The organism is Candidatus Pelagibacter communis (genome assembly GCF_001180025.1).
Classification (GTDB): Bacteria; Pseudomonadota; Alphaproteobacteria; order Pelagibacterales; family Pelagibacteraceae; genus Pelagibacter; species Pelagibacter ubique_A.
On the sequence record NZ_CVSK01000067.1, the window covers coordinates 80,131 to 93,622 of the forward strand.

Sequence of the window (13,492 nt, forward strand, 5' to 3'; positions counted from 1 at the left end):
TTATGTCAAAAAAAGAACAGATAATTGAAGAAATAAGAAAAATTTATGATCCTGAGTTACCTGTAAATATCTACGAATTGGGTTTGATTTATGATATTAAGGTTGAGGACGATAAGTTTGCTAAAATTAAAATGACTTTGACTACACCAAATTGCCCAGTAGCTGAAAGTTTACCTAAAGAAGTAAAAGATGGTGCAATGCAAGTTGAAGGTATAGAGGATGTTGATCTTGAGTTAGTTTGGGATCCACCGTGGAATAAAGATATGATGTCAGAAGCAGCAAAATTAGAATTGAATTTATAATGAACCCTATAATTAAATTAAGTGATAACGCAGCATTACGAATAAAAGAGATAATGTCTAATGCTGAAAAAGATTCTATCGGAGTTAGAGTATCAGTGAAATCTGGTGGTTGCGCAGGGATGTCATACGTGATGGAGTACACAAAAGAGTTAAATCCTAATGATGAAGTTATAGAGGATAAGGGTGTGAAAGTATTCGTTGATTCAGCCGCTATTATGTATCTGCTTGGCACTGAAATGGATTACAAAAAGGAGGAATTGTCCTCATCATTTGTGTTCAATAATCCTAATGAAACTGAGCGTTGCGGCTGCGGAGAGTCTTTCAAAATATCATAAGTTGTATTATCCCATTTATCGCATATCTGTATTGCATTATATGCATATCTAGTATATAGATTCTTTATGAACAAATTTGAGTTTAAAAATCTTGTTAAAAACTTAAAAGACTCTTTAAAGGAAAAAACATTCTTTAAAGAACTACGTAAAGAAGTTGAAACCGGTGCGAACGGCACACAAGATTACGTAGTTAAAAAAGGTGTTAACAAAGATACAATTGCAACAACTAGACAGTAATTAAATTTATTAGCTACTGTAATACATCTCAAACTCTACAGGATGAGGTGCATGTTCAAATTTGTGAATTTCTTCAAACTTAAGAGCAATGTAAGCATCAATCTGATCGTCAGTAAAGACACCACCTTGAGTTAAAAACTCTCTGTCTTTATCTAAACTTTCCATTGCTTCTCTTAAAGAACCACAAACTGTTGGGATAGCTTTAACTTCTTCAGGTGGCAATTCATATAAATCTTTATCAAAAGACTCACCAGGATGAATTTTATTTTTAATTCCATCAATTCCAGCCATCAACATAGCTGCGAAAGTTAAATATGGGTTTCCTGCAGCATCTGGGAATCTAATCTCACATCTTGCACCTTTTTTGCTTAATGTGATCGGTATTCTACAAGAAGCAGATCTATTTCTTGCTGAATATGCAAGAAGAACTGGAGCTTCAAAACCTGGAATTAATCTTTTGTAACTGTTTGTTGTAGAGTTAGCAAAAGCATTAATTGCTTTAGCGTGTTTTAGAATTCCACCAATATAATGTAATGCGGTTTCACTTAATCCAGAATACGCATCACCTGAAAATACCGGAGTATCACCTTTCCAAATGGATTGATGGATATGCATACCTGAACCATTGTCACCAGCAACTGGCTTTGGCATAAAAGTTGCAGTTTTTCCAAATGAATGTGTAACCATTTGAACAACATATTTATATAATTGCACGTTATCAGCTTGGTTTACTAAAGTTCCAAAATACATTCCAAGCTCGTGCTGACTAGGAGCAACTTCATGGTGATGTTTTTCAACTTTAATTCCAACTTCTTTCAAATTTTTAAGATACTCACCACGCATGTCTTGTTCACTATCAACTGGTGGTACTGGGAAATATCCACCTTTAATTTGAGGTCTATGACCCATATTTCCATTTTCATATTCTTTACCTGAATTGTAAGGACCTTCTTTACTATCCAATTTAAATCCACACTCATTCATATCATTTTTGATTCTTACATCGTCAAATACAAAAAATTCTGGTTCAGGTCCAAAAAAGGCTTTATCACCTATACCTGAAGCTTTTAAATATTCTTCAGCTTTTTTAGCAACACCTCTTGGATCTCTTTCATAAGGATCTTTTTTAATTGCATCTAGAATGTCACAAAACAAAACCACAGTATTATGAGACGTAAAAGGATCCATGAACATTCTTGCAGTATCAGGTTTTAAAATCATGTCAGACTCATTAATTGCTTTCCAACCAGCAATAGACGAACCGTCAAAAAAGACACCTTCATTCAACATACCTTCATCAACTATTGAAGCATCCATTGTTAAGTGTTGAAGTTTTCCTCTTGGATCAGTGAATCTTAGATCCACAAATTCTGCTTCTTTTTCTTTGATAAATTTTAATACGTTTGCTGCACTCATTTTGTCTCCTATGTAATTTTGTCTGGCCTAATTAGCAAAAAAATACTTAAAAATATTGCTTATTTAATAAATAACACCTATGCAATTTTCACATAAGTAGTGTAATTAGTCACTAAAATAATAAATATATTTAACTTGTGAATTCAATATTAAATAAAGAGCCGGTTTTAAGAGCAGAAAAATCGTTAAAACAATTTAACCCAAATCTTAAAGTGATTGTTTTAGAGCAAACAGCCAGAACAGCTAACGATGCAGCTACAGCTTTAGGTTGCAAAGTAGGAGCCATTGTCAAAAGCTTACTTTTTAGAGCAGGGGATAGTTATGTTTTATGTTTAGTTTCTGGTGATAAAAGGTGTTCATTAAATAAATTAAAAAAAATTTTAGATGAAAAAGATGTTTCAATGGCGAACCCAGAAGATGTTAAAAAAATTACTGGATATACAATTGGTGGAGTATCTCCAACAGGACATTTAACAAAAATAAAAATTTTTATTGATGAAACTTTAAATAGATTTTCTTCTATTTTTGCAGCCGCAGGTCATCCTAATGCAGTATTCGAAATAAATTTTGAAAATTTAATTGCCTTAACCTCTGGTGAGATAAACGAAATAACAGAATGAGAAAACCACAATTAGTTGATTATTTGTTGTTGACATTGTTGTCATTAATATGGGCATCTGCTTTTTTTAATATAAAGATTGCGACATACTCATTCGGACCTATTACAATAGGTTTTTTAAGATCTTTTTTGGGAGCTATACCAGTTTTAATTTTATGTTTTTATAAAAATATAAAAATTGAAGCATTCTCAAAAGACTGGAAGTGGTTTGCAATCATTGGATTGGTAAATTTAGTTATTCCATTCATACTAATTTCTTATGGAGTGAATTTTGTTCAAAGTAACTTAGCAGCTATCTTGATGTCCACAACACCATTAAGCTCAACAGTTCTAGCTCACTTTTTTTTAAAAGGAGAAAAATTTAACTTATTAAAAACTATTGGATTATTAATAGGATTTTCAGGAATAGTATTTTTGTTTTCAGATGACTTTTTAATAAATGGAAATAACTTTGTTGCTGCACTTTTAATTCTACTTGGATCAACTTGCTATGTAATTGGAGGAGTAATAACCTTAAAAATAAGCAATAAAGAAAATGAAAATGTTACAGGTTCAATTTTAATTTGGTCAACAATTATACTTTTTCCATTCACTTTAATTTTTGAAAAACCTTGGATGTTAAATCCTTCAACAGACTCTATTATATCGGTAATATATTTAGGAATTTTTCCTACCGGGATAGCATGGTTATTGAGATTCAGAATTTTAAAAACAAATGGTCTCATATTTCATTCACAAGTCTCATATATCATTCCAATATTTGGAATTATTTTAGGATACATATTTCTTAATGAAATAATTACCTCAAAAATTATTGTTGCATTAATTGCTGTATTTATTGGAATATATTTAGCAAGAAAAGCAGATTATAAAAACGTTACTTAAGTTTTGCCATTGCTTTTATGTGATCAGGACCAGTTTCACAACAACCTCCAATAATTGTTGCTCCATTTTCTTTAAATTTTTTTGCAATTTCATGAAATTTATCTGGTGTAAGATCATATCTTTTTCCTAAAAACTCATTTGGATTTCCCTTAGTTTTTAAATAATTAGCTGTATATCCGTTTTTTGGTTTAGTGGTCATAAATCCATTTAATTTAAATCCAAATGGTACGTTTAATTTTTTGATTTCTTCAAGATTGTGCTCATAATTTTCAGGTGAAACACAAGACAGCATAACGCCTAAAAGATTTCCATCAATAATACTTTTAATATCTGAAATTTTTTCACCACTAGGTAACTTTGTACCTTCTGAAATATGAATTCCTATTAAATAAGGTTTTTTGAATTCTTTAATTGCCTCAATACCACATTTAAATTCTCTAATGCTGCTCCAAACATCAAAGTAATAAAAATCTACATATTCATTTAATAATCTAGCCTGTTCATTAAAGTCTTTAGTGATTTCAACATCACTTCTTGTATCTTCTTCATAAGTTAAACGTTGAGGTGGCAAACCTCCAGCAATCATTATATTTGGATATTCATATTTCACTTTTAAAGCAATTTCTCCTGCTTTTTTATTAAGATATTCGAATTTATCTTCAATGTTGTTTTCACTTAGTCTTTTTCTTCTGGTGGTAAAAGTTGTTGTAACAATTACTTCTGCCCCGGCTTTTACAAAATCTTTGTGTGTACTCTCTACTAATTCATGATATTCAGAATTTAGTATCGCATTAGCACTCCATAAAGTTCCATTTGGCTTCATGCCTCGAGCCAAAAGCTCTTGACCCATTCCACCATCCAATATTCTCGTCTCTTTAAAAAAATTAATATCCATTGTGTCTTCACTTTTTTTGTGCTTTAGCTTTATGCTAGGTGCACAATACAGTTCAACTACCTTGCTTATTTGATTATTTTGGGATTTCCATTTTAGCAGTTTATGCCCGCAATAGGATCAAATCGGCAATTAGTTTTTAATTGATAAATGAATGTTTGTAAACTATTTATCTAAAATAATTTTAGCATTAAAAGAAAAAGACCTTCTTTCAGCATTAATATTAAATGGATATGCAGTATGCATCAAATAGTTTGGAAAAATTATCAAGTCTCTTTCTTTAGGCACAATATTAAAAATACCTCTGCTTAAAAAACCCTTTTGTCCGTTTATAAAATCAATTGTGCCATTAGTCTTATCTTTTTTATTTTTTAAAAGTTTATTTTTAGTCATATTTTTTGGGACTTTTAAATAACCCACACCAGATATATCTCCATCATGATAATGAATAGGGTTATATTCATCTTTAAATTGACTAACTACCCATAAATTTAATATTTTTATATTTTTAACTTTTTTAATTTTTTCATTTTTAAGAAAATCTTTGATATTTTTTTTTATTTCTCTCTCAAAATTCTTTTTTATAAAATTATTTGAAATTTTAATTTCTTTTTTAATTTGACTGGCTAATTTAGAACTATAATCATTATTTTTTGTTAAAACTTTATTATCAATCTCTTTGTTCAAGATATTTAAAAATTTCTTTGAAATTTTTGTTTTTCCAATTGATGGACCAAAAGGCTTAATATTTTTCATAATGCTTAGATATATTAAAAGTATATTAATTCAAGATTAAGCAATAAGTTTAATTCCCATTCTTATTGCGACAAAAATTACAAGAAAAGAAGTGAGTAGAGCTAAAATTTTATTCGATAAAAATTTAATGTTTAATAAGCTACCAATTTGTCCTCCAATAAGCACCGCTAAAAACAATGGCCAATAGTTAGTAACCTGATCTAAAACCTGATCTTTTGTCAGCTGTCCAGCTATTCCAAAGATAGAATTGATTAAAATAAACAAAGATGCACTACTGGTGATATGTCTAGGGTATCCAGCTTTCATTAAAAATAAAAGAGGGCTTAAAAAAATTCCTCCACCAATTCCTACTAACCCTGACATAAAGCCAATTATCGATCCAATAGAAATTGAGATTAATCTTGGTATTTTATTAATTTTAATTTGGTCTTTATTAAAAGATTTACTTTCAATTAATAAAAAAATGCCTGCAACCAACAAAACACAAAATAATAAAATTTCAAATAAACTTTTTTCAATTTTTATTGATCCTCCAATAAATGCAAATGGAATAGAGCCAATTAAATAAGGAAAAAGTAAATTAAAATTTATGTTTTTAGATCTTATAAAATTAATAGAATTACCAGATACAACAATAATATTGCATACAAGAGCTATAACCGGAAATATTGTGTAAGGTACACCCCAAATTAAAAGTATTGCAAGATATGTTGAGCCTCCCCCAAAACCAACACTTGAGTATATTAATGCAGTTACAAAGAAAAGAATTGATAATATAATCATTTTTAAATTATGGATGTAAATATAGCTTTATTGACTGTAACAGATACAAGAACATTTGATAATGATAAATCAGGTGCAATCTTAGTTGAAAAAATTAAAGAAGCAAAACATCAATTAATTGATCGAAAAATTTGTAAAGACAATAAAGAAGATATTGTAAAAATTTTAAAAGAATGGACTTATCAAAAAGATATAGACGTTATTATTACTACGGGAGGAACAGGTCTTACTGGAAGAGATATAACTCCTGAAGCAGTTAATGAAATTGCAGATAAACATATACCTGGATTTGGAGAGGTTTTTAGAACAATAAGTCTAAAAACAGTTGGAACATCATCTATACAATCTAGAGCTTGTGCAGCTTTATCTAATGGTAAATATATATTTGCATTACCAGGGTCCTCAGGAGGTGTAACTGATGCGTGGGATGGAATCTTAAAGCATCAATTAAACGTTAATCATAAACCTTGTAATTTTGTAGAATTATTTCCAAGACTTAAAGAGAAATAATTATTTTTGATATTTGTCTTTCCATTCAGAGTAAGGCATTCCATAAACATGCTGTCTTGCATCAGGATCAGAAATTTCAATTCCTTTTTTTCCTGCTTCTTCTCTGTACCACTTCGAAAGACAGTTTCTACAAAAACCTGCAAGATTCATTAGATCTATATTTTGTACATCTTTTCTTTCTCTTAGATGAGATATAAGTCTTTCAAATGCTGCAGACTGTAATTCTTTTTTTGTATTTTCGTCCATAATTTATTATATGTTTAATTTATGAAATTAACAGGATCTTATAAAATTAATTTAGAGAAACAAAAAGTTTGGGATGCTTTAAATAATCCAGAAATACTAAAACAAGCAATCCCAGGATGTGAAGAATTTAATAAAAAATCTGATACTGAATTTTCTGCAAAAGCCACAAATAAAATTGGACCTTTTAATGCAACATTTTCTGGCGATATTGAGTTAAAAGATCTAAACCCTCCTAACAGCTACAAGATATTAGGATCTGGAAACTCTCTAGTTGGCTTTGCTTCAGGAGAAGCTGAAGTTAAACTTGAGGATACAGACAATGGAACAAATTTAATTTACTCTGTTGAAGCACAAGTAGGTGGTAAAATTGCACAAGTAGGTTCACGACTTATAGATATGACAGCAAAAAAAATGGCAGATATATTTTTTGGTAAATTTTCTGAATTAATTTCTTCTGAAAAAAATGAATCAAGTGAGATAGTTGAGTCCGACGATCAAAAAGTACCCGTGTCAAAAATTAATTATAGATATTTAACTGCCGCAGTAGTTCTAGGAATTTTCATAATTTATTGGGTGTTTTTAAAATAAATTCTAGTTTTACTAGAGTTTAAATTTGATAGTTGCCTTTACATTCCCAAAATGATTAAATCTTAATGGGTAAAGATATTAATTAAAGGAGAGATTATGGGTAAAATTTCACTAGAAGTTAATGGAAGAAAAGTCGAAAAAGAGGCTTCAGATAACACTTTACTATCTACATTTTTAAGAGAGCATTTACAGTTAACAGGTACACATATTGGATGTGACACTAGTCAATGCGGAGCATGTGTAGTTCATGTTGATGGAAATTCTTTAAAAAGTTGTACGGCTTTAGCAGCTGACGTTAATGGATCAAAAGTTACAACAATTGAGGGTTTAGAAACAAATGGAAAAATGCATCCAATGCAGGAAGCGTTCAAAAAACTTCATGGCTTACAGTGTGGTTTTTGTACTCCAGGAATGGTTATGAGTGCAGTTGATCTTTTACAAAAAAATAAAAAACCATCAGATACAGAAATTAGGGATTGGTTAGAGGGAAATATTTGTAGATGTACTGGTTATCAAAATATTGTTGCAGCAGTTAAAGAAGCAGCAACGAAAATGTAATTTTAAGGAGGAAAAAGAAAATGGCAAGTTTAGTAGGTTCTAGAGTTGAGAGAAAAGAGGATAAAAGATTTTTAACTGGTAAAGGCAGATACACAGCAGATATTAATTTAGCAAATCAAACTTACGCGATTTTTGTTAGGTCTCCACATGCAAGAGCATCTATTAAAAAATTAAATATTGATAAAGCTTTAAAATCATCAGGAGTAGTAAGCATACTTACAGGCAAAGAAATAGCAGATGATAAAATTGGAGGTTTAATTGCAGGTTGGGCAATCAGAAGTGAAGATGGTACAGAAATGAAATGTCCTGGAAACCCTCCGCTAGCTAAAGATAATGTAAATTTTGTTGGAGATCCTGTTGCAGTTGTAATTGCTGAAAGTTTAGAAGAAGCAAAAGAAGCTGCAGAAAAAGTTGAAGTTGATTACAAAGTACTAAAAGCAGTCACAAGTACTGCAGATGCTATGAATGGAGATACTATTCATGAAGGCATCGAAAAAAATCTTTGTTTTGACTGGTTGTTAGGCGATAGACAAAAAGTTAAAGAAGCATTTGATAAGGCTGATAAAGTAATTTCTATTGATATCATTAATAATAGATTAATTCCAAATGCAATGGAGCCAAGAGCATGTGTTGCCGATTTCAATGCAGCATCTGAAGAGATTACTTTATATACAACAAGTCAAAATCCACATTTATCAAGATTGATAATGTCTGCTTTTGGAAATGTAGCTCCTGAACATAAGTTAAGAGTTGTAGCCCCAGATGTTGGTGGTGGTTTTGGTTCAAAAATTAATGTCTACAATGAAGATATTGTTTGTAGCTGGGCAGCTAAAAAAATTAATAGAGCTATAAAGTGGGTTGCAGAAAGATCAGAATCTTTTTTAACTGACATACATGGAAGAGATCATGTAACTCATGCAGAATTAGCGGTTTCTAAAGATGGAAAGTTTCTTGGTTTTAAAAATGAGACCATAGCAAACCTTGGAGCTTATGCTCGAGTATTTGGTACAGTGACACCGACTTATTTATTTGGACCTTGTGCAACTGGAGTTTATGAAATTCCAGCAGCTTATACAAATGTCAAAGCTGTATATACAAATACAGCTCCAGTAGATGCTTATAGAGGTGCAGGAAGACCAGAGGCTACATACACTATTGAAAGATTAGTTGAAAAAGCTTCAATGGAATTAGGGATAGATAAAACTGAACTTAGAATTAAAAATTTCCCTACAGCATTTCCTTTTAAACAAACATTAGTTCATACTGTAGATTCCGGTGATTATGTTGCTGGAATGGAAAAGGCAAAACAAATGGCAGACTACAAAGGTTTTGAGGCAAGAAGAAAAGAGTCTGAAGCCAAAGGAAAACTAAGAGGAATAGGTGTTACTTCATATTTTGAAGCATGCGGTATTGCTCCTTCGGCTGCTGTAATGTCTTTAGGATGTGGAGTTGGATTATGGGAATCTGCAGAGGTTAGATTTAATCCAACTGGACAAGTCACTGTTTACACAGGTTCACATAGTCATGGACAAAGCCACCAAACAACTTTTGCCCAAATAGCAGCTGATGAGTTAGGTGTACCAATAGAAAATATAGATATCGTTCATGGAGATACAGATAAAGGAACATTTGGTATGGGGACATACGGTTCTAGATCTTTAGCTGTTGGTGGTATTGCTATTGTAAATGCTTGCAAAAAAATAGTTGAAAAAGGTAAAAGAGTTACAGCTAAAATGTTAGAGGCAAATCCAGAAGATGTTGAGTTTAAAGATGGTGAATTTATTGTTTCTAAATCAAATAAAAAGAAAACAATAGGAGAAGTAGCTTTTGCTTGTTATTTACCGGGTGTAAGAGATGAAATGAAATCTCCATTGCCAGAGGGTGATGAGCCTGGTTTAAAAGAAACTTCTTTTTATGATCCTTCAAACTTTTCTTTTCCAGCAGGAACACATATTGCTGAAGTTGAGATAGATCCAGAAACTGGTCATGTGAAGCTAGAAAAATATACAGCTTGTGATGATTTTGGAAGAATAATTAATCCAATGGTTGTCGAAGGACAAGTTCATGGTGGCCTTGCTCAAGGTATTGGTCAAGCATTGTATGAAAATGCAGAGTATGATGAAACAGGTCAGTTGATGACTGGATCTTATATGGATTATACGATGCCACGTGCAGATAATTTCCCTGAGTTCAACATTGGTTATACTTGTACACATGCAACCACAAATCCTTTAGGAGTTAAAGGTTGCGGAGAAGCGGGAGCAATAGCAGCACCACCTACTGTGATGAATGCTGTAATTGATGCCTTAGGTGGACAAGAGGTTACTATGCCAGCAACAGCTGAAAAAGTGTGGAAGGCTTGTAAGAATCTAAAAAAATCTAACGCAAAAGCAGCATAGGAGGTTTATGAAAGATTTTAATTATCATTCAGCAAAAGATAGTAAAGAGGCATCTAAACTTGCTTCATCTAGTTCTGCTTTTTTAGCAGGAGGAATGACTACCATTCCTTCAATGAAATTAGGATTAGCTACTTACAAAGATTTAATTGATATTAAAAATATTAAAAAATTAAGTGGTATAAAAGTAAGTGGGAAGTCAGTTACAATAGGAGCCGCAACCAAACATGTTGAAGTTTCAAATTCTAAAGATGTAAAAAAAGCAATTCCATCGTTATCTAGTTTGGCTGAAGGAATTGGTGATCCTCAAGTTAGAAATAGAGGAACTATAGGTGGATCAATAGCAAATAATGATCCATCGGCAGATTATCCATCAGCCTGTATTGCTTTAAACGCGACAATACATACAAATGAAAGAAAAATTGAAGCGGCAAAGTTTTTTAAAGGAATGTTCGAGACAGCTTTAAAAAAAGGTGAGTTAATAGAAGCTATAGAATTTCAAATACCAGAAAAATCTAGCTATCAAAAACATCCTAATCCTGCATCTAGATATGCAATCGTTGGAGTATATGTGGCTAAACATAAAGAAGATGTAAACGTTGCAGTTACTGGTGCAAAATCATGTGTTTATAATGATAAAGAAATGTCGAAAGCTCTATCGGGTAATTTTTCCTCTTCTTCAATAGATGGAATGGATCTAGATAGTTCAGAAATGAACTCTGATATGCATGCTTCTGCAGATTTTAGAGCTAGTTTAGTTGTCACTCAGGCTAAAAAAGCCGTTGATGCTTGTTAGTTAGAAACTATATTTTATCAGATGAAAAATTCATTTGATGAGAAAATTTTAGACGAAGCTAAAGATTGGATCAAAGCTAATCAAAAAGTAGTTTTAGCAACTGTAATTCAAACATGGGGATCATCACCTAGACAAGTCGGTAGCAGAATGATTGTGAACGAAAAAGGAGATTTTTCAGGATCAGTTTCTGGTGGATGTGTGGAGTCTGCAGTTGTAAGTGAGTGTCTATCATTAATTAAAGACAACAAGCCTTGTAAAAAAATAGAATTTAAAGTTTCGAACGAGAGCGCGTGGGAAGTGGGCCTAGCATGTGGTGGAGAAATAGCAGTATATATTGAGCAGATACACTAATGAAAATTAAAACACTCGAAGAAATATTAAAAAAAAAATCATCAAAAACTGAGTTTGCAATACTTACAAATTTAGAAAATGGTGATAGTGAAATTTATTTACCTGGTACTTCTCCAAAAGGAGAATTTTCAAAATATGCTGTTGAAATAGAAAATTTTTTTAAATCAAAAAAAAACGGGGTTATAGAAAATTCAGAGATATTTGTTGAAACTTATATAAAACCAATAAAAGTAATTATTGTTGGGGCTGTGCATATTGCACAATATTTAGTTGATTTTGCAAAAAGTTTAAATTTTGAAATTAGTATCATAGATCCAAGAGGATATTTTGCATCTGAGCAAAGATTTCCTGAAATTAAAGTTATTAACAAATGGCCAAAAGAAGCTTTTGAAGAAATTGAAACAAATTCAAGTACAGCCTTAATTGCTTTAACACATGATCCAAAAATAGATGATCCTGCTTTGCAATACGCATTAAAAAATAAATTTTATTATATTGGAGCACTTGGTAGTAAAAAAACTCATGAAAATAGATGTCAAAGATTAGCCGAAGCAGGATTTACTAATGATGAAATTAATTCAATTCACGGACCAATTGGAATTAAGCTTGGTGGTAAATCTGCTCCAGAAATTGCTTTATCTATTATAGCTCAATTAGTATCAGAAACTTATAAAAAGTGATTAAAGCAATATTACTTGCAGCTGGCCAATCAAAAAGAATGAAATCAGAAAATAAACTTATTAAGTTATATAAAAACAAACCGTTAATAAATTATTCATTAAATGTATTAACAAAAAGTAAAGTAAACAAAATTATTATAGTTCTTGGTCATCAACACAAAGAATTGAAAAAAATAATAAAAAAAAATAAAAAAATTATTTTTACCTACAACAAAAATTACAAAAAAGGGATGGCCTCTTCTATAAAAATAGGATTAAAAAAAATATCTAAAAATGATAAGGGCTTTATTGTAGCTCAGTCTGATATGCCATTTGTTAAACAATCAGATATAAATAAAATTTGTAGATCTATAAATTCTAAAAAATTTTTAATACATGCTTTAAAATATAAAACTAGAGTAGGTAATCCTATTGGTTTTGACAGTTCTTTAATAAAAAAATTTAAAAATATTAAAGGTCAGTTTGGAGCAAAATTTATGGTTAAAAGGCTCAAAAATAGAACAAATTTTATTAAAACTATGGGTATTAAATCTTTTAAAGATTTTGATAAAGCCTCAGATTTTAGAAGCTGATCTAGTAATTTTAATTCTAAAAAGTAAAAGAATTACTAAAATAATTAAAAATATAAGTGGTTTGAAAAATATTGTTTTTGACAGCCAAATATAATGAAGCACGCCAAAAATCCCAATTATATAAATTAATCTATGAATTTTTTTCCAATTTTGTTTTAACAGTCTAACCATTCTCTCAGATGAAGTTACAGCAAGTGGGATTAATAACAGCCAAGCTGAAAATCCTATAAAGATAAACTTCTTTTTTAAAACATCGTTTATCAGTGGCTCAAAATCAAATCTGTAATCAAGACCAACATAACTTAACATATGAATAGATGCATAAAAAAAAGTGAACAAACCAAGCATTCTTCTAAACTTGATCCACTCTACTGATTTTGTGATTTTCTTAAGCGGTGTCATTGAAAGAGTTAAAAGAATAAATATCAAAGTCCATTCTCCAAAGTGATTTATGATTCTATCAACAGGCTCTGGACCTAATTTATTAAAAATTATTTGATAAGAAATCACATAAATTGGCCAAAGAGAGAGAAAAAAAACTAGAGTTTTAGAATATCTACTCAATTTAAT

19 protein-coding genes and 1 riboswitch are annotated in these 13,492 nt (G+C 30.9%); of the genes, 13 read left to right on the top strand and 6 right to left on the bottom strand.

The window, feature by feature from the left end:
* The first annotated feature begins 2 nt into the window (after positions 1 to 2).
* The 3 genes from AMN83_RS03460 to AMN83_RS05215 all read left to right on the top strand — a co-directional run bounded on the left by AMN83_RS03460 (position 3) and on the right by AMN83_RS05215 (position 874).
* Entirely contained in the window at positions 3 to 302 is a 300-nt protein-coding gene (locus AMN83_RS03460; RefSeq protein ID WP_075485463.1) for an SUF system Fe-S cluster assembly protein, read from the top strand.
* On the top strand, positions 302 to 637 hold the full coding sequence (locus AMN83_RS03465; protein ID WP_072091219.1) for a HesB/IscA family protein: 336 nt from the start codon (positions 302 to 304) through the stop codon (positions 635 to 637). The genes AMN83_RS03460 and AMN83_RS03465 overlap by 1 nt, the downstream gene beginning before the upstream one ends.
* Before the next feature lie 66 nt (positions 638 to 703).
* Positions 704 to 874, top strand: coding sequence for a hypothetical protein (locus AMN83_RS05215; RefSeq protein WP_023855029.1), 171 nt, complete (start codon positions 704 to 706; stop codon positions 872 to 874).
* A 9-nt stretch (positions 875 to 883) separates the two neighbouring features.
* Here AMN83_RS05215 and glnA read toward each other — a convergent pair whose 3' ends face one another.
* On the bottom strand, positions 884 to 2,290 hold the full coding sequence (gene glnA, locus AMN83_RS03470) for a type I glutamate--ammonia ligase (protein WP_075504285.1): 1,407 nt from the start codon (positions 2,288 to 2,290) through the stop codon (positions 884 to 886).
* A gap of 137 nt (positions 2,291 to 2,427) precedes the next feature.
* Here glnA and AMN83_RS03475 point away from each other — a divergent pair, with 137 nt between their 5' ends.
* Positions 2,428 to 2,910, top strand: coding sequence for a YbaK/EbsC family protein (locus AMN83_RS03475; protein ID WP_075504286.1), 483 nt, complete (start codon positions 2,428 to 2,430; stop codon positions 2,908 to 2,910).
* Entirely contained in the window at positions 2,907 to 3,794 is an 888-nt protein-coding gene (locus AMN83_RS03480) for a DMT family transporter (RefSeq protein ID WP_075504287.1), read from the top strand. The genes AMN83_RS03475 and AMN83_RS03480 overlap by 4 nt, the downstream gene beginning before the upstream one ends.
* Here the strand turns inward: AMN83_RS03480 and AMN83_RS03485 are convergent.
* The 3 genes from AMN83_RS03485 to AMN83_RS03495 all read right to left on the bottom strand — a co-directional run bounded on the left by AMN83_RS03485 (position 3,787) and on the right by AMN83_RS03495 (position 6,225).
* Positions 3,787 to 4,689: a homocysteine S-methyltransferase family protein gene (locus AMN83_RS03485; RefSeq protein ID WP_075504288.1), complete on the bottom strand. Its 903-nt coding sequence runs from the start codon at positions 4,687 to 4,689 to the stop codon at positions 3,787 to 3,789. The two genes, AMN83_RS03480 and AMN83_RS03485, sit on opposite strands and share 8 nt — an antisense overlap.
* A gap of 5 nt (positions 4,690 to 4,694) precedes the next feature.
* Positions 4,695 to 4,760: riboswitch (SAM riboswitch) on the bottom strand.
* Positions 4,761 to 4,851: 91 nt separating this feature from the next.
* A complete protein-coding gene (locus AMN83_RS03490; RefSeq protein WP_075504289.1) occupies positions 4,852 to 5,442 on the bottom strand; it encodes a putative 2OG-Fe(II) oxygenase in 591 nt (196 codons plus the stop codon).
* Between the two features lie 36 nt (positions 5,443 to 5,478).
* A complete protein-coding gene (locus AMN83_RS03495) occupies positions 5,479 to 6,225 on the bottom strand; it encodes a sulfite exporter TauE/SafE family protein (RefSeq protein ID WP_075504290.1) in 747 nt (248 codons plus the stop codon).
* Between the two features lie 9 nt (positions 6,226 to 6,234).
* Here AMN83_RS03495 and AMN83_RS03500 point away from each other — a divergent pair, with 9 nt between their 5' ends.
* Entirely contained in the window at positions 6,235 to 6,735 is a 501-nt protein-coding gene (locus tag AMN83_RS03500; protein ID WP_075504291.1) for a molybdenum cofactor synthesis domain-containing protein, read from the top strand.
* Here the strand turns inward: AMN83_RS03500 and AMN83_RS03505 are convergent, their stop codons facing one another.
* On the bottom strand, positions 6,736 to 6,981 hold the full coding sequence (locus AMN83_RS03505) for a DUF1244 domain-containing protein (RefSeq protein ID WP_075504292.1): 246 nt from the start codon (positions 6,979 to 6,981) through the stop codon (positions 6,736 to 6,738). It abuts the gene before it with no gap.
* 21 nt (positions 6,982 to 7,002) lie between these two features.
* On the opposite strand from AMN83_RS03505, the gene AMN83_RS03510 reads away from it, so the two are divergent.
* From AMN83_RS03510 to AMN83_RS03540, 7 genes are all read left to right on the top strand, one after another.
* Positions 7,003 to 7,569: a CoxG family protein gene (locus AMN83_RS03510; RefSeq protein ID WP_075504293.1), complete on the top strand. Its 567-nt coding sequence runs from the start codon at positions 7,003 to 7,005 to the stop codon at positions 7,567 to 7,569.
* Between the two features lie 96 nt (positions 7,570 to 7,665).
* Positions 7,666 to 8,127 (top strand): (2Fe-2S)-binding protein, encoded by a 462-nt coding sequence (locus tag AMN83_RS03515; protein ID WP_075504294.1) that lies wholly within the window; start codon positions 7,666 to 7,668, stop codon positions 8,125 to 8,127.
* A gap of 20 nt (positions 8,128 to 8,147) precedes the next feature.
* The gene (locus AMN83_RS03520) at positions 8,148 to 10,526 is read left to right on the top strand and encodes a xanthine dehydrogenase family protein molybdopterin-binding subunit (protein ID WP_075504295.1); all 2,379 of its coding nucleotides are present in this window, start codon (positions 8,148 to 8,150) and stop codon (positions 10,524 to 10,526) included.
* 7 nt (positions 10,527 to 10,533) lie between these two features.
* Positions 10,534 to 11,319 (top strand): FAD binding domain-containing protein, encoded by a 786-nt coding sequence (locus tag AMN83_RS03525; protein WP_075504296.1) that lies wholly within the window; start codon positions 10,534 to 10,536, stop codon positions 11,317 to 11,319.
* A 21-nt stretch (positions 11,320 to 11,340) separates the two neighbouring features.
* Positions 11,341 to 11,670 carry an XdhC family protein gene (locus AMN83_RS03530; RefSeq protein WP_075504297.1) on the top strand — a complete coding sequence of 110 codons (330 nt, stop codon included), beginning with the start codon at positions 11,341 to 11,343 and terminating at the stop codon, positions 11,668 to 11,670.
* Positions 11,670 to 12,350, top strand: a complete 681-nt coding sequence (locus AMN83_RS03535; protein ID WP_075504298.1) for an XdhC family protein — start codon at positions 11,670 to 11,672, stop codon at positions 12,348 to 12,350. The genes AMN83_RS03530 and AMN83_RS03535 overlap by 1 nt, the downstream gene beginning before the upstream one ends.
* Positions 12,347 to 12,922 (top strand): nucleotidyltransferase family protein, encoded by a 576-nt coding sequence (locus AMN83_RS03540; protein ID WP_075504299.1) that lies wholly within the window; start codon positions 12,347 to 12,349, stop codon positions 12,920 to 12,922. The genes AMN83_RS03535 and AMN83_RS03540 overlap by 4 nt, the downstream gene beginning before the upstream one ends.
* On the opposite strand, the gene AMN83_RS03545 is transcribed toward AMN83_RS03540, so the two are convergent.
* The gene (locus tag AMN83_RS03545) at positions 12,905 to 13,486 is read right to left on the bottom strand and encodes a protein-methionine-sulfoxide reductase heme-binding subunit MsrQ (RefSeq protein ID WP_075504300.1); all 582 of its coding nucleotides are present in this window, start codon (positions 13,484 to 13,486) and stop codon (positions 12,905 to 12,907) included. The two genes, AMN83_RS03540 and AMN83_RS03545, sit on opposite strands and share 18 nt — an antisense overlap.
* Between the last annotated feature and the right edge of the window lie 6 nt (positions 13,487 to 13,492).